This window comes from Curtobacterium sp. MCJR17_020, from assembly GCF_003234365.2.
Classification (GTDB): domain Bacteria; phylum Actinomycetota; class Actinomycetes; order Actinomycetales; family Microbacteriaceae; genus Curtobacterium.
In genome coordinates this window covers 2,121,024-2,135,787 of sequence record NZ_CP126260.1, presented here as the reverse complement: position 1 = coordinate 2,135,787, position 14,764 = coordinate 2,121,024, and the positions used below count along the sequence as shown (strand labels likewise).

Sequence of the window (14,764 nt, the reverse complement as noted above, 5' to 3'; positions counted from 1 at the left end):
GCGGGTCAGGAAGCCGCGATGGATTCCTTCGCGGCGGCCACGACGTGTTCCGTCGTGAAGCCGAACTCCTTGAAGAGCGTCTGGTAGTCGGCCGAGGCACCGAAGTGCTCGATCGAGACGCTGCGGCCCTTGTCGCCGACGATGTCGCGCCAGCTCATGGCGATGCCGGCCTCGACCGACACGCGAGCGGTGACGTCCTTCGGGAGCACCTGGTCCTGGTAGTTCTCGGACTGGGCGCGGAACCACTCGATGGACGGTGCGCTCACGACGCGGGCGTTGATGCCCTCGGCCTTGAGCTGCTCGCGTGCCTCGACGGCGATCTGGACCTCGGAACCGGTCGCGATGAGGATCACGTCCGGGGTGCCGTTCGGCGCCTCGGCCAGGATGTACGCACCCTTGGCGACGTTCTTCGCCGAGGCGAAGACCTCACCGGAGGCGTCGCCCTCGCCACGCTCGAACACCGGCAGGTTCTGACGGCTCAGCGCGATGCCGGCCGGGCGGTCGGTGTGCTTGAGCATCTCGAGCCAGGCGTACGCGACCTCGTTGGCGTCGGCGGGGCGGACCACGTCGAGACCCGGGATCGCACGGAGCGACGAGACCTGCTCGATCGGCTGGTGCGTCGGGCCGTCCTCACCGAGGGCGACGGAGTCGTGGGTCCAGACGTAGATCGCCGGGGCGCCCATGAGCGCGGCGAGACGGACCGCCGGACGCATGTAGTCGCTGAAGATCAGGAACGTGCCGCCGAAGGGGCGGGTGTTCCCGTGCAGGACGATGCCGTTGAGGATCGAGCCCATGGCGTGCTCGCGGATGCCGAAGTGCAGCACACGGCCGTACGGGTCGGTGCTCCACGTCGTCGTCGAGGCCTCGGCCGGACCGAAGGACTTGGCGCCCTCGATCGTGGTGAGGTTCGACTCGGCGAGGTCGGCCGAGCCACCCCAGAACTCGGGCATCAGCGGTGCGATGGCGTTGATGACCTTGCCGGAGGCGGCACGGGTCGAGACGGCCTTGTCGGTCGGGAAGACCGGCAGTGCTGCCTCGAGGTCCGCGGGGAGCTCCTTGGCGTTGACGCGGTCGAACAGCGCCTTCTTGTCGGCGTTGGCGGCAGCCCACGCGTCGAAGGCCTTCTGCCACTCGGCGTGCTGCGCCTGGCCCTTGGCGACGGCGCCGCGGGTGTACTCGAGGACCTCGGGAGCGACCTCGAAGGTCTTCGCGGTGTCGAAGCCGAGGACCTCCTTGAGGCCCTTGATCTCGTCGGCGCCGAGCGCCGAACCGTGGATCTTGCCGGAGTTCTGCTTGGTCGGCGACGGCCAGCCGATGATCGTCTTGAGGACGATGAGCGACGGCTTGTCGGTGACCTGCTGAGCGGCCTCGATCGCGGCGTGGAGCTCCACGGCGTCCTCGGAGTACTCGCCGGTCTTCTTCCAGTCGACGATCTGGACGTGCCAGCCGAGCGCCTCGTAGCGCTCGGGGACGCTCTCCGAGAACGCGATGTCGGTGTTGTCCTCGATCGAGATCTGGTTCGAGTCGTAGAACGCGATCAGGTTGCCGAGCTGCTGCCGGCCGGCGAGCGAGCCCGCCTCGTTCGTGACGCCCTCCTGCATGTCGCCGTCACCGGCGATCACGTAGGTGAAGTGGTCGAACGGCGACTGGCCGGCCGGGGTCTCCGGGTCGAACAGGCCGCGCTCGAAGCGCTGGGCGTAGGCGAAGCCGACCGAGGACGCGAGGCCCTGGCCGAGCGGGCCGGTGGTGATCTCGACACCGTCGGTGTGGCCGTACTCCGGGTGACCCGGGGTCTTCGAGCCCCACTTGCGCAGGTGCTGGAGGTCTTCGAGCTCGAGGCCGTAGCCGTGCAGGTAGAACTGCACGTACTGCAGGATCGAGGCGTGACCGGCGGAGAGGATGAAGCGGTCGCGGCCGATCCAGGTGGAGTCGCTCGGGTCGCGACGCATCACCTTCTGGAAGAGCAGGTGTGCGAGCGGCGCGAGGCTCATCGCGGTGCCGGGGTGACCGTTGCCGGCGGCCTCGACCGAGTCGGCGGCGAGAACGCGGGCCGTGTCGACGGCCTTCCGGTCGATGGCGTCCCAGGTGAATTCAGCCACTTGGATGTTGACCCTTCTTGATGCGACATGTGCGAGGGCTCGTGCCATCGCACGGACATGTGGCCATCCCGGGGCCGAGTCGTGTCGCCGTCTGACGGCGGCCGACCGGCTCATCGCGGCCGACGTCATCGGGGCGCGCACTGCGGGAGGGCAGGTCCAGCATAGTGACCAGCCACTCAGAAGGGGTTCAGGTGACGCCCGATGTTCACCAGTCGGGTCACCCGGGACCTCGTCCGCCGGGCGTGTCGTGCTCCGCGGCCCGTCGTTCTGCACGGGATGGGGGAGCGGGGCATCATCGCGGCGCTTCCATCACGTAAACTGTCGACGACCCGTGGACATTCCGGGTCAGCGCATGCCCGGACGCCGCCGCAGTCGTCCACCGAGTGTGCGAGCTGATGCGAACAGACTGAGGTTCCCTTGCCGACTGCCACCGTGACCAGGCCCGACACCGATCGACCCCGATCGACGCTGTCCCGCAAGGTCCGTGCGTACGTCTCGTTGACCAAGCCGCGGGTCATGGAGCTGCTGCTCGTGACCACCGCGCCGACCATGTTCCTGGCCGAGCGTGGCGTGCCGGACCTCTGGCTCGTCTTCTGGACGATGCTCGGCGGCGCGATGTCCGCCGGTTCGGCGTCGGCCTTCAACTGCTACATCGACCGTGACATCGACCGCCTGATGAAGCGGACGAGCACCCGCCCGCTGGTGACCGGTGAGCTCTCGGACCGCGAAGCCCTCGTGTTCTCGTGGATCCTCGGCGTCCTGTCGACGGCGGTGCTCGGGTTCCTGGTGAACTGGCTCGCCGCGGCCCTGAGCGTCATCGCGATCCTCATCTACGTGTTCGTCTACACGCTGTGGCTCAAGCGCCGCACTCCGCAGAACATCGTGTGGGGCGGCTCGGCCGGCTGCATGCCCGTGCTCATCGGCTGGGCGGGCGTCACCGGATCGCTCACCTGGGCCCCGGTCATCCTCTTCATGGTGATCTTCCTCTGGACGCCGCCGCACTACTGGCCGCTGTCGATGAAGTACCGCGACGACTACGACGCCGCCGACGTCCCGATGCTCGCCGTGGTCCGCGGTCGCACCGTGGTCGGCCTGCAGGTCGTGCTCTACGCCTGGGCGACGCTCGTCTGCTCGCTCCTGCTCATCCCCGTTGCGCACATGGGCCCGCTGTACACCGTGGTCGCACTGGCCGGTGGCATCTGGTTCGTCGTCGAGTCGCACCGGCTGTACTCGCGGGCGATCCAGCACGTCGAGCACGTGCAGCCAATGCGGGTGTTCCACAGCTCGATCACGTACCTGACGCTGCTCTTCATCGCCGTGGGCATCGACCCGCTGCTGCCCCAGGTCTTCACCTTCTAGGCGCTGCGCGCCGCCAATGGGCGACGTCGTACGACGAACTCGATGTCGTACGACGTCGCCTTCGTCGTCGGTGCGCCTGTGCGACGGTTGCGCGCGCGGGGATGCGACGTCCTCGACGTCGCACGACGTCGAGGACGTCGTTCCGGGTCGGCGCGCGACCTGGCGCGGCTGTGGACGTGCGCACAGGGCGGCCGGGAGGCCCGTGGCGGACACGGCCACGGGCCTCCCGGCCGCCGCGTGCGAGCCCTGGCCGCAGGGCGGACGCACGCACCTGATGCGTGCGCAACGGACGACACCCCACGAGTCGATCGACTCGTGGGGTGTCGCAGAAGCGGTGTCGCGCGCGCGACGCGCCCGGGCGTCAGGCAGCGTCGAGTGGTTCGCGCACGGCCTCGCGACCGGCGCTGGCGCGCGTGGCGAGCACGACCGCCGTGGTGGCACCGACGAGCAGCCCGGCGAGCACCATGTGCGTGCCCACCAGTCCGACGGGCAGGCCCGTGCGGGCCTGGGTCAGGCCGACGGCGATCTGCAGGAACTCGACGACGAGCAGCAACAGCGCCCACTTGCTCGAGATCCGGAGCCGGACGGCGCCGACGACGAGCACGAGGGTCAGCGCGAACAGGGCGTACGCGGGCCAGGCGTGCACGTGCTCCATGACCGCGGGGTCGAAGCCCGTGCGGTGCAGCATCCCGCCGTCGACGGCCTCGTCGGCGCCGGCGTGCGGGCCGCTGCCGGTCGTCAGGATGCCGACGAGCACGGTGACCACGACGGCGGCGACGGTGCCGCGGACGACGCCGGTGTACCAGCCGGGCACGAGGCGGTGGCTGGTGCGGGGGCCGTGCATCGTCCGGTAGACCAGGGCCGCGGTGACCGAGGTCAGGGCGGCGGACACGACGAAGTGCAGCCCGACGACGAAGGGGTTGAGGTTCGTGAGCACGCTGAGCCCGCCGATGACGGCCTGGACCGGGATCGCCACGCCCTGAGCGAACGCGAGCCAGAACAGTTCGGGGCGCGTGCGGAGCATCCGGACGACCGCCAGGAACATCGCGATCGCCACGATGACGAGCACGAAGGTGAGCAGTCGGTTCCCGAACTCGATGATCCCGTGGATGCCCATCTCGGGCGTCGACACGAGCGAATCCGCCGTGCACTTGGGCCAGGTGGGGCATCCGAGGCCCGACGCGGTCAGCCTGACGAGGCCGCCGGTGCCGATCAACACGACCTCGACGACGAACGAGGCCCACGCCAGCGCGATGACCCGGCGATCGACCACCCGGGGGAGCGACCACCACCGTGCGGTCCGGAGATCCTGGTCGACGGGGGGTCCGACGCGAGTCACGAGGGTGGTGCCTTCCTGTTGTTCCGTGCAGTGAACCTGTAGGATTCGAGGGTTCAGCAGCAGTCAAGTCTAGGCAGGCGCCGGCTCCGAATGGGCCGAGATCGCCGATCACTCCACGGACTGCGTGGAACCATTGTCGTTGCGAGGGAGCAGCACCGTGACCGCTTGTCAGCGGTCTGCGGTGGAATGGCGTCCAGGCGCCACGGGTTCACACCTGAAGACGCTGTCCCGCGAGAAGGAAACGAGGAGACCATGTCCGACGTGCTCATCGACCGTCCCGAGCTCGAAGGGCTCGGGCAATACGAGTTCGGCTGGTCCGACTCCGACTCCGCCGGGGCCTCGGCCCGCCGTGGGGTCTCGGACGAGGTCGTGACCGACATCTCGAACCTCAAGCACGAGCCCGAGTGGATGCTCAAGAACCGGCTCAAGGGCCTGCAGCTCTTCGGCCGCAAGCCGATGCCGACGTGGGGTGCCGACCTGACGGGCATCGACTTCGACAACATCAAGTACTTCGTGCGCTCGACCGAGAAGCAGGCGCAGTCGTGGGAGGACCTCCCCGAGGACATCCGCGCGACCTACGAGAAGCTCGGCATCCCCGAGGCCGAGCGCCAGCGCCTCGTCGCCGGCGTCGCCGCGCAGTACGAGTCCGAGGTCGTGTACCACCAGATCCGCGAGGACCTGGAGCAGCAGGGTGTCATCTTCATGGACACCGACACGGCGCTCCGCGAGCACCCCGAGCTCTTCCAGGAGTACTTCGGCACCGTGATCCCGGCCGGCGACAACAAGTTCGCCGCGCTGAACACGGCCGTGTGGTCCGGTGGTTCGTTCGTCTACGTCCCCAAGGGCGTCCACGTCGAGATCCCGCTCCAGGCCTACTTCCGGATCAACACCGAGAACATGGGCCAGTTCGAGCGGACGCTGATCATCGCGGACGAGGACTCCTACGTGCACTACATCGAGGGCTGCACCGCGCCGATCTACAAGTCGGACTCGCTGCACTCGGCCGTCGTCGAGATCATCGTGAAGAAGAACGCCCGCGTGCGCTACACGACGATCCAGAACTGGTCGAACAACGTCTACAACCTGGTGACCAAGCGTGCGATCGCGCACGAGGGCGCCACGATGGAGTGGATCGACGGCAACATCGGCTCCAAGGTGACGATGAAGTACCCGTCGATCTACCTCGCCGGTGAGCACGCCAAGGGCGAGACCCTGTCCGTCGCGTTCGCCGGCCCCGGCCAGCACCAGGACGCCGGCGCGAAGATGATCCACATGGCGCCGTACACGACGTCGTCGATCGTCTCGAAGTCGATCGCCCGTGGCGGCGGTCGTGCGGGCTACCGCGGCGAGGTCCGGGTCGACCCGGCGGCGCACCACGCAGCGAACACCGTGCGGTGTGACGCGCTGCTCGTCGACACCATCAGCCGGAGCGACACGTACCCGGCGATCGACATCCGCGTCGACGACGTCCAGCTCGGGCACGAGGCCACGGTCTCGCGCGTGAGCGAGGAGCAGCTCTTCTACCTGATGTCCCGCGGCATGGCCGAGGACGAAGCGATGGCGATGATCGTCCGTGGTTTCATCGAGCCGATCGCCCGCGAGCTCCCGATGGAGTACGCGCTCGAACTCAACAAGCTCATCGAGATGAGCATGGAAGGATCCGTCGGCTAGATGTCCAGCACCACCCCTCCCCACATCGACCAGCCGATCGAGCCCGCGGCACCCGCCCAGGGTGCCGAACAGCACGGCGCCGGAGCCCACTCCGACGGCGGCTGGGACGCCCCGGACAAGAAGATCCCGGTCCAGACCCGCTCCGAGCGGTTCCAGTCCGGCGACCTCGAGGCGTTCCCGACCGTCACCGGCCGAGAGGTCAACTGGAAGTTCGCGCCCCTGGCGAAGCTCCAGCCGCTCCTCGACGGCGGTCTCGACGGATCCGCCTACCGGTTCCTCGCCCGCCAGTCCGACGGTGCCGACGTCGAGTGGGGTCGCAGCGACGACCCCCGCGTCGGCACCGCCGGTCTGCCCGAGGACCGTGCAGCGGCCGCTGCGTGGTCCGCGCGCGACGCCGTCCTCGCCGTCACCATCACGGCGACCGAGGCGCACGAGTTCATCACCATCACGCGTTCCGACTTCGGCACGCAGCCCCGAGCGGCGCACACGGTCATCACGGCCGAGCCGCACGCCCAGGGCATCGTCGTGCTCGACAACCGCGGCAGCGCACTGCTCAGCGAGAACATCGAGATCGTCGTGCAGGACGGCGCACGCCTGACCGTCGTCAGCCTGCAGGACTGGGACGACGACGCGGTGCACGTCTCGACGCACTTCGCCGAGGTCGGCCGCGACGCCTTCCTGAAGCACGTCGTGGTCTCGCTCGGCGGCGACGTCATCCGGGTCAACCCCTCGACGCACCTCGGTGCGCAGGGCGCCGACACCGAGATGTACGGCGTGTACTTCGCCGACGCCGGTCAGTACATCGAGCAGCAGGTCTACGTGAACCACGATGCGCCGAACACGCGCGGTCGGGTCAACTACAAGGGCGCGCTGCAGGGCAAGGGCGCGCACACCGTGTGGATCGGTGACGTGCTCATCGGTCGCGCCGGTGACGGCACCGACTCGTACGAGCAGAACCGCAACCTCGTGCTGACCGACGGCACCCGTGCCGACAGCATCCCGAACCTCGAGATCGAGACGGGCAACATCGAGGGCGCCGGCCACGCGAGTGCGACCGGTCGCTTCGACGACGAGCAGCTGTTCTACCTGCAGGCCCGCGGCATCCCCGAGGAAGAAGCGCGTCGTCTCGTCGTGCTCGGCTTCCTGGTCGAGGTCATCCAGAAGATCGGTGCGCCCGAGCTCGAGGAACGACTCATCGCCGCAGTCGAGCAGGAGCTCGCCGACGGTCGCTCGGCGGTCGTCGCGCCGGCGGAGGCCGACGCCTGATGCCCACGAAGGTCTGCGCGGAGTCCGAGATCGCGGTGGACAGCCCCATGCGCGCCGTCGTCGACGGCACCGCGGTGGCCATCGTGAAGGACTCGTCCGGCACCGTGCACGCCATCGGCGACACCTGCACCCACGGGGACATCTCGCTGGCCGAGGGGTTCATCGAGGGCGACACGCTCGAGTGCTGGGCCCACGGCTCCCGCTTCTCGCTCGCCACGGGGAAGCCGCAGAACTTCCCGGCGTACGAGCCCGTCCCGGTCTTCCGGGTCGAGGTGCGCGAGGGCGACGTCTACGTCGACGTGCACGATCCCGTCCCCGTCGACTGACACCGCCGCCCGGCCCCCACACTTTCCGCGGCCCGTCCGCGACACGACAGAAAACCGAAGGAACCCACGCAATGTCCACTCTGGAAATCCGCGACCTCCAGGTCTCGATCGACACCGATCAGGGCACCAAGGAGATCCTCAAGGGTGTCGACCTCACGATCAACGAGGGCGAGATCCACGCGATCATGGGGCCGAACGGCTCCGGCAAGTCCACGCTGGCGTACACGATCGCCGGGCACCCCCGGTACAACGTCGTCGGCGGCTCGATCACCCTCGACGGCGAGGACGTCCTCGCGATGAGCGTCGACGAGCGCGCCCGTGCCGGCATGTTCCTGGCGATGCAGTACCCGGTCGAGATCCCCGGCGTGACGGTGTCGAACTTCCTCCGCACCGCCAAGACGGCGATCGACGGCGAGGCCCCGGCCCTGCGCGGCTGGATCAAGGAGCTCCGCCAGTCGATGGCCGACCTCAAGATGGACTCGTCGTTCGCCGAGCGCAACGTCAACGAGGGCTTCTCCGGTGGCGAGAAGAAGCGCCACGAGATCATGCAGCTCGAGCTCCTCAAGCCCCGCTTCGCCGTGCTCGACGAGACCGACTCCGGCCTGGACGTCGACGCGCTGAAGATCGTGTCCGAGGGTGTGAACCGCGCCAAGGCCGCGACCGGCCTGGGCGTGCTGCTCATCACGCACTACACGCGCATCCTGCGCTACATCAAGCCGGACTTCGTGCACGTGTTCGTCGCGGGCAAGGTCGCCGAGCAGGGTGGCCCGGAGCTCGCCGACCGCCTCGAGAACGAGGGCTACGACCGCTACGTGCAGGCCGCGGCTGCGTCCGCCGCCGAGGCGCAGGCCTGATGATCGCGGCACTCGCCCCGGAGAAGTTCGACGAGGTCGTCGAGGGGCTGAAGGAGGTTCAGGACCCGGAGCTCGGCGTCAACATCGTCGACCTCGGTCTGATCTACGACCTCGCCTGGGACGACGAGGCCTCGGCGCTCGTGATCAGCATGACGTTGACCAGTGCCGGCTGCCCGCTCACCGACGTCATCGAGGGCGACACCGCGAACGCCCTCGACGGCATCGTGGACGCCTTCCGCATCAACTGGGTCTGGATGCCGCCGTGGGGCCCGGAGCGGATCACCGACGACGGGCGCGAGATGATGCGCGCGCTCGGGTTCGCGATCTAGTCGCGACCCCCTGACGGACGGGAGGCCCGGTGCCAGCTGGCACCGGGCCTCCCGTCCGTCCGTGGTCGCGTCACGCGCGGGGCGCGCCGCCGAGTGGTCGCAACCGCCCGCTCGCGTTCGCCGAGTGGTCACGTTCGGTCGGCCGACCGCGCTCCAGGCGACGGAATGTGACCACTCGGCGTCCGGCTGCCGGGGAGTCGTGACCGCACTGACAGCCCGTCACCCCGCACGCAGCAGGCACAGAACGGCCCCGCACCGATCGGTGCGGGGCCGTTGTCGTGCGACGGGTCAGCGGCGGCCGACGGCCTTCCACGCCAGCGGCACGATGCCCGCGGCGATGAGCGCCTTCGCGATCCCACCGACGATGAACGGGTACAGGCCGGCGGCGAGCACCGACTGCAGGTCGTTCGGTGCGCCGAGCTGCCCGAGCACGACCGCCAGGTACGGCAGGCCGGTCACGAACGGGATGGCGCTCGCGAGCAGCATCGCCACGGCTGCGCGCCCGAAGTGACGGTCCCAGTTGCGGCGGGCCAGCCAACCGACGACGCCGGCGGCGGGGATGAACCCGATGACGTAGCCGAAGCTCGGCACGGCAAGGGCCTGCAGGCCGCCGGTCATGTCGGCGAAGAACGGTGCGCCCGCCAGGCCGGCGACGGCGTAGACGAGCAGCGAGAGCATGCCGCGGCGGGCACCCAGGGTCGCACCGACGAGGACGACGGCGAGCGTCTGCCCGGTGATCGGGACCGGCCACATCGGGACCTCGAGCTGTGCCATCGCAGCGGTGAACAGGGCTCCGCCGGCGACGAGGGCGGCGTTCGTGGCCAGCCCGTGCGTCCGCAGATGGTCGGCGAGGACTGCGCGGGGAGCGAACCCGGTGGCGTTCGTCATGGATTCTCCTAGAATGGACTGCTGGTCCCGTTCGGAACCATCGGTCCCGTCAGCGTAGCGGTGCACCTCACGCACACGTCGTTGTGCAAACCCACCAACTGATTGGACGTCCACTGTGCTTGCCGTGCACGAACTCGAGATCCGCGTCGGAGCTCGTCTCCTCATGGAAGACGTGTCCTTCCGTGTCGAGAAGGGTGACAAGATCGGACTCGTCGGCCGCAACGGCGCGGGGAAGACGACGATGACCAAGGCCCTCGCGGGCGAGACGCAGCCGAACGGCGGGACGATCGACCGCGGTGGTGAGATCGGCTACCTGCCGCAGGACCCGCGCTCCGGCGATCCGGAGGAGACCGCGCGCAAGCGCATCCTCGACGCCCGCGGGCTCGGAGAGCTCGTGGAGGGCATCCGCCTCGCCACGCTCGACATGGCGAGTGAGGACGCGGCCGTCGCCGAGAAGGCGATGCGCCGGTACAGCCGGCTCGACGACCAGTTCAACGCGCTCGGCGGCTACGCGGCCGAGGCCGAGGCGGCGTCGATCGCGTCGAACCTCAAGCTGCCGGACCGCATCCTCGACCAGCAGCTCAAGACCCTGTCCGGTGGGCAGCGTCGTCGCATCGAGCTCGCGCGGATCCTGTTCTCGGACGCCGAGACGATGATCCTCGACGAGCCCACGAACCACCTCGACGCCGACTCGGTCGTGTGGCTGCGCGAGCACCTGAAGACCTACCCCGGCGGCGTCATCATCATCTCCCACGACGTCGAGCTCGTGGACGAGGTCGTCAACCGCGTGTTCTACCTCGACGCCAACCGCCAGACCATCGACATCTACAACATGGGCTGGAAGCTCTACCAGCGGCAGCGCGTCGCCGACGAGGAGCGTCGCCGCAAGGAGCGCGCCGGCGCCGAGAAGAAGGCCGCGACGTTGAAGGACCAGGCCGCTCGGTTCGGTGCGAAGGCCTCGAAGGCCGCCGCGGCGCACCAGATGGTCGCGCGTGCCGACAAGCTGCTCGCGGGTCTCGAGGACGAGCGCGTCGCGGACCGGGTCGCCAAGATCCGCTTCCCCACGCCGGCCCCGTGCGGCCGCACGCCGCTCATGGCCGAGGGGTTGTCGAAGTCCTACGGGTCGCTCGAGATCTTCGCGGGCGTCGACCTGGCGATCGACCGCGGTTCGCGCGTCGTCATCCTCGGGTTCAACGGTGCCGGCAAGACGACGCTGCTCCGCATCCTCGCGGGTGCCGACCTGCCCGACACCGGTGAGATCCAGCCCGGCCACGGCCTGCGCATCGGGTACTACGCGCAGGAGCACGAGAACATCGACATCAACCGCACCGTGATCGAGAACATGGTGTCGGCGTCGACCGACCTCAACGAGACCGAGGCCCGTCGCGTGCTCGGTTCGTTCCTGTTCACCGGGGACGACGGCTACAAGAAGGCCGGGGTCCTCTCAGGTGGTGAGAAGACGCGTCTGTCGCTCGCGATGATCGTCGTCTCGGGCGCGAACGTGCTGCTGCTCGACGAACCGACGAACAACCTCGACCCGGCGTCGCGCGAGGAGATCCTGAACGCGTTGGCCGGGTTCGAGGGCGCGGTCGTCCTGGTGTCCCACGACGCCGGCGCAGTCGAGGCCCTCAATCCGGAGCGCGTCCTGCTGTTGCCGGACGGCACCGAGGACCACTGGAACAAGGACTACGCGGAGCTCATCGAGCTCGCCTAGCGGGCGGTCACGACACCCCGCTCAGGTTCGCCGAGTGGTCACCATGTGTCGTCGCCGTCGCCGGTGAGCGACGGTTCGTGACCGCTCGGCGGCACGCGTGCGAGCGCGTCGTGACCAGCGGCCGGGCGGCGTGCGGTGGTCGACGTGACCGGAGGACGGACGGGAGGCCCGTGGCGACGCCGCCACGGGCCTCCCGTCCGCTGTCCCGTCGGTCAAGGCAACCCGCTCACGTCCGCCGAGTGGTCACCACGTGTCGACACCGGCGTCGACGGGCGACGGTTCGTGACCGCTCGGCGGCGCGCCCGCGGCGAACGGCCCGGCGCAACGCGTCAGCGGCGGGACGCGATCAGGTCGTCCTCGATCTCCGCGTCGGTCTTCGGCTTGGCGTCCTTGCGGCGCTGCCGCTCCTGGGCGCGCTCGCGTTCCTCCGGGTCGTCCTGGTTGAGGTTCCGGTACTCCTGCACCATGACGTACGCCAGGAACCCGAACCCGCCGGCCGCGAACAGGAACCACTGGATGAAGTAGCTCAGGTGCAGGCCGGTGTCGGCGGTGGGACGCTCCCAGCCGAGCGGACGCGCCTCGGTCGGGGCGGGGGACTCGGAGGCGAGCTCGCCGTACGCGCCGGTCCAGATGGGGGTGTCGGCCTTCTTCGCGACGTCCGCGAGCGTGACCGACTGCACCTGGTCGGTGTGCGCGGGGTCGGTGCGGCCGGGGATCCGGGGCTCGCTCTGCTGAAGCCGGACGATCGCCGTGACCTCGCCCGACGGGGGAGCGGGCACGTGGTCGGGGGCGTCCTGCGCGTTGCCGGTGGGGACCCAGCCGCGGTCGACGATGAACGCGCGGCCGTCGTCGGTGACGAGGGGGGTGAGGACCTCGAAGCCGGGCTGGCCGTTGTGCACGCGGTTGCGGACCAGGAGCTGTGCGTCGACGTCGTAGCGCCCGGTCACGGCGACGCGGAGCCACTCCTGCTCGTCCTGCCAGCTCGATGCCGTCGGCAGCGCCTGGTCGAGGGGGACCGGGGTGTGGTCGTAGTTCTGGGCGACCTGCTCGTTCTGGCGCACGGCTTCGTTGCGGCGGTCCCACTGCCACATGCCGAACAGGGCGCAGACGATCGCGAAGGCCACGGCGATCGCGAAGTACCCGAGCCAGCGGCGACTGCGGACGAAGTGCCAGCCGACGAAGGGCTCGTCCGGGTCCTGGGTGGGACGTTCGTCGTCCGGTGCGGATCGCCGTGCGTGGTCGGCGGCGCGCTGCAGCTTGGCAGCGTGCTTCCGGCCGTACCGGGAGTGCGGGTCGAAGTCGTCGGTCATCGACCGGTGCCGGTGGAGCGCACCCCGACGTCGTTCTTCGGCGACGATGCCGGATCGCGTTCGTCGTCGAGCCGGTCGACGTCCTCGTGCATGCCGGTGACACGAACCGGGAAGGTGCGCGACCGCAGGTAGTCGGCGAGGAAGTCGCGGTGCTCTTCGCACGCGGCCCAGATCTTCACGCGGTCGGCGGAGTGGATCCGGGGGTTGCGCCAGTTCACCCGCCACGCTGCCGTGTTGGAGCAGCCGGCTCGGGAGCAGACGGGGGTCGAGCCCGGTTCGGTGTGCAGGTCGAAGGTCGCGCCCATCAGCGGTGTCCCCACATCTTCGAGCGGTCGCCGCCACGCTGCCACTCGTCCTGTGCGTGCTGGGCCTGCTGCCGGAGGCGGTCCTGCTCGTCGCGGTAGGCCTGGGCCCGGTCCTCTTCCTGCTGCTCACGGAGGCCCGGGTCGACCGCGTCGTAGAGCTGCATCGCACCGGCGGGCGAGATCATGTCGCTCTCGGTCCGACTGCCGGCGTTCGCGACGATGACGGCGACCCAGGGGATCACGGCGGCGAGGACGATCGGCACGACGGCGATCCAGGAGTGCCAGATGGAGTAGACGAGCACCGCCACGACGAAGAGGACGACGCGGATCGCCATCTGCCACACGTAGCGGGACAGGCGGTGCGCCCGGTCCAGCTCCGGCGAATCCGGGAGCGTGGTGATGCTGGTGTGCGTGCTCTTCATACAGATGGTCTCCGTCTACCCGTGGTCCAGCCTAAGCCTCCGGGGCCGATCGTGGGTGCGCCGCGCGCGAACGGGCTGCGGTGCTGGCTCCGCTACGCTCGTCCGGGCGTGTCCGCCGACCCGTCGGCACGACACGACCGCACACCACCACCGAACGGAGCGACCATGAGCACCCCCCGTACCGTCCTGATCACCGGCGGCAACCGTGGCATCGGCCACGCCCTCGCCGAGCGTTTCGTCGCCGCCGGGCACCGCGTCGCGGTCACGTCGCGCAGCGGACAGGGCGGACCCGAAGGGGCCCTCACCGTGCAGGCCGACATCACCGACACGGCCTCGGTGGACGCCGCCTTCACGCAGGTCGAAGCCGAGCTCGGACCGATCGAGGTGCTCGTGGCCAACGCCGGCATCACGAACGACCAGCTGCTGCTCCGCATGTCCGAGGACGACTTCACGAGCGTCGTCGACACCAACCTGACCGGCACGTTCCGGGTCGTGAAGCGCGCCACCAAGGGCATGATGAAGGCGAAGTTCGGCCGCATCGTGCTCATGTCGAGCGTCGTCGGCGCCTACGGCCAGATCGGCCAGGTCAACTACGCGTCGTCGAAGGCCGCCCTGGTCGGCATGGCCCGGTCGATCACCCGTGAGCTCGGCTCGCGCGGCATCACCGCCAACGTCGTCGCGCCCGGGTTCATCCAGACCGACATGACGGCCGCGCTGTCCGACGAGCTGCAGGCCGAGTTCAAGAAGGCGATCCCGGCGGCCCGCTACGGCACCGTCGACGACGTCGCCGACGCCACGCTGTTCCTGGCGAGCGACGGGGCCGGCTACGTCTCCGGCGCGATCATCCCGGTCGACGGCGGCCTCGGCATGGGCCACTAGCCA

General features: G+C 69.4%; 14 protein-coding genes. 8 read left to right on the top strand and 6 right to left on the bottom strand.

The window, feature by feature from the left end; genetic code table 11:
• Positions 1-5: 5 nt before the first annotated feature.
• On the bottom strand, positions 6-2,099 hold the full coding sequence (gene tkt, locus DEJ14_RS10110) for a transketolase (protein WP_111083965.1): 2,094 nt from the start codon (positions 2,097-2,099) through the stop codon (positions 6-8).
• Positions 2,100-2,531: 432 nt separating this feature from the next.
• Here tkt and DEJ14_RS10105 point away from each other — a divergent pair, with 432 nt between their 5' ends.
• Positions 2,532-3,458, top strand: coding sequence for a heme o synthase (locus tag DEJ14_RS10105; protein ID WP_111083966.1), 927 nt, complete (start codon positions 2,532-2,534; stop codon positions 3,456-3,458).
• 361 nt (positions 3,459-3,819) lie between these two features.
• Here DEJ14_RS10105 and DEJ14_RS10100 read toward each other — a convergent pair whose 3' ends face one another.
• Positions 3,820-4,797, bottom strand: coding sequence for a COX15/CtaA family protein (locus DEJ14_RS10100; protein ID WP_111083967.1), 978 nt, complete (start codon positions 4,795-4,797; stop codon positions 3,820-3,822).
• Positions 4,798-5,049: 252 nt separating this feature from the next.
• Here DEJ14_RS10100 and sufB point away from each other — a divergent pair, with 252 nt between their 5' ends.
• The 5 genes from sufB (at position 5,050) to DEJ14_RS10075 (ending at position 9,243) form a co-directional block, all read left to right on the top strand.
• The gene (gene sufB / locus DEJ14_RS10095; protein ID WP_111083968.1) at positions 5,050-6,468 is read left to right on the top strand and encodes a Fe-S cluster assembly protein SufB; all 1,419 of its coding nucleotides are present in this window, start codon (positions 5,050-5,052) and stop codon (positions 6,466-6,468) included.
• The gene (sufD, locus tag DEJ14_RS10090) at positions 6,469-7,734 is read left to right on the top strand and encodes a Fe-S cluster assembly protein SufD (protein ID WP_111083969.1); all 1,266 of its coding nucleotides are present in this window, start codon (positions 6,469-6,471) and stop codon (positions 7,732-7,734) included.
• Positions 7,734-8,060, top strand: a complete 327-nt coding sequence (locus tag DEJ14_RS10085; RefSeq protein WP_111083970.1) for a non-heme iron oxygenase ferredoxin subunit — start codon at positions 7,734-7,736, stop codon at positions 8,058-8,060. Before sufD ends, DEJ14_RS10085 begins: the two co-directional genes overlap by 1 nt.
• Positions 8,061-8,131: 71 nt before the next feature.
• The gene (gene sufC, locus DEJ14_RS10080) at positions 8,132-8,914 is read left to right on the top strand and encodes a Fe-S cluster assembly ATPase SufC (RefSeq protein ID WP_111083971.1); all 783 of its coding nucleotides are present in this window, start codon (positions 8,132-8,134) and stop codon (positions 8,912-8,914) included.
• Positions 8,914-9,243: a metal-sulfur cluster assembly factor gene (locus tag DEJ14_RS10075; protein WP_111083972.1), complete on the top strand. Its 330-nt coding sequence runs from the start codon at positions 8,914-8,916 to the stop codon at positions 9,241-9,243. Before sufC ends, DEJ14_RS10075 begins: the two co-directional genes overlap by 1 nt.
• Positions 9,244-9,531: 288 nt before the next feature.
• Here the strand turns inward: DEJ14_RS10075 and DEJ14_RS10070 are convergent, their stop codons facing one another.
• Positions 9,532-10,131, bottom strand: a complete 600-nt coding sequence (locus DEJ14_RS10070) for a biotin transporter BioY (protein ID WP_111083973.1) — start codon at positions 10,129-10,131, stop codon at positions 9,532-9,534.
• Positions 10,132-10,246: 115 nt separating this feature from the next.
• On the opposite strand from DEJ14_RS10070, the gene DEJ14_RS10065 reads away from it, so the two are divergent.
• Positions 10,247-11,845: an ABC-F family ATP-binding cassette domain-containing protein gene (locus DEJ14_RS10065; RefSeq protein WP_111083974.1), complete on the top strand. Its 1,599-nt coding sequence runs from the start codon at positions 10,247-10,249 to the stop codon at positions 11,843-11,845.
• Between the two features lie 329 nt (positions 11,846-12,174).
• Here the strand turns inward: DEJ14_RS10065 and DEJ14_RS10060 are convergent, their stop codons facing one another.
• The 3 genes from DEJ14_RS10060 to DEJ14_RS10050 are packed head-to-tail and all read right to left on the bottom strand — an operon-like array spanning position 12,175 to position 13,882.
• Entirely contained in the window at positions 12,175-13,155 is a 981-nt protein-coding gene (locus DEJ14_RS10060; protein WP_111083975.1) for an SURF1 family cytochrome oxidase biogenesis protein, read from the bottom strand.
• On the bottom strand, positions 13,152-13,460 hold the full coding sequence (locus DEJ14_RS10055) for a hypothetical protein (RefSeq protein ID WP_374114431.1): 309 nt from the start codon (positions 13,458-13,460) through the stop codon (positions 13,152-13,154). Before DEJ14_RS10055 ends, DEJ14_RS10060 begins: the two co-directional genes overlap by 4 nt.
• Positions 13,460-13,882 (bottom strand): DUF3099 domain-containing protein, encoded by a 423-nt coding sequence (locus tag DEJ14_RS10050; RefSeq protein ID WP_111083976.1) that lies wholly within the window; start codon positions 13,880-13,882, stop codon positions 13,460-13,462. Before DEJ14_RS10050 ends, DEJ14_RS10055 begins: the two co-directional genes overlap by 1 nt.
• 165 nt (positions 13,883-14,047) lie before the next feature.
• Between DEJ14_RS10050 and fabG the strand changes: the two genes are divergently transcribed.
• Positions 14,048-14,761, top strand: a complete 714-nt coding sequence (gene fabG, locus DEJ14_RS10045) for a 3-oxoacyl-ACP reductase FabG (RefSeq protein WP_027465673.1) — start codon at positions 14,048-14,050, stop codon at positions 14,759-14,761.
• Positions 14,762-14,764: the final 3 nt, after the last annotated feature.

Bases quoted from the DNA above. Each gene is read 5' to 3' on its own strand.
- DEJ14_RS10060 (WP_111083975.1), bottom strand. From the start codon at position 13,155: ATGACCGACGACTTCGACCCGCACTCCCGGTACGGCCGGAAGCACGCT.
- sufB (WP_111083968.1), top strand. From the start codon at position 5,050: ATGTCCGACGTGCTCATCGACCGTCCCGAGCTCGAAGGGCTCGGGCAA.
- DEJ14_RS10055 (WP_374114431.1), bottom strand. From the start codon at position 13,460: ATGGGCGCGACCTTCGACCTGCACACCGAACCGGGCTCGACCCCCGTC.
- sufD (WP_111083969.1), top strand. From the start codon at position 6,469: ATGTCCAGCACCACCCCTCCCCACATCGACCAGCCGATCGAGCCCGCG.
- DEJ14_RS10085 (WP_111083970.1), top strand. From the start codon at position 7,734: ATGCCCACGAAGGTCTGCGCGGAGTCCGAGATCGCGGTGGACAGCCCC.
- sufC (WP_111083971.1), top strand. From the start codon at position 8,132: ATGTCCACTCTGGAAATCCGCGACCTCCAGGTCTCGATCGACACCGAT.
- DEJ14_RS10070 (WP_111083973.1), bottom strand. From the start codon at position 10,131: ATGACGAACGCCACCGGGTTCGCTCCCCGCGCAGTCCTCGCCGACCAT.
- fabG (WP_027465673.1), top strand. From the start codon at position 14,048: ATGAGCACCCCCCGTACCGTCCTGATCACCGGCGGCAACCGTGGCATC.
- DEJ14_RS10050 (WP_111083976.1), bottom strand. From the start codon at position 13,882: ATGAAGAGCACGCACACCAGCATCACCACGCTCCCGGATTCGCCGGAG.
- DEJ14_RS10075 (WP_111083972.1), top strand. From the start codon at position 8,914: ATGATCGCGGCACTCGCCCCGGAGAAGTTCGACGAGGTCGTCGAGGGG.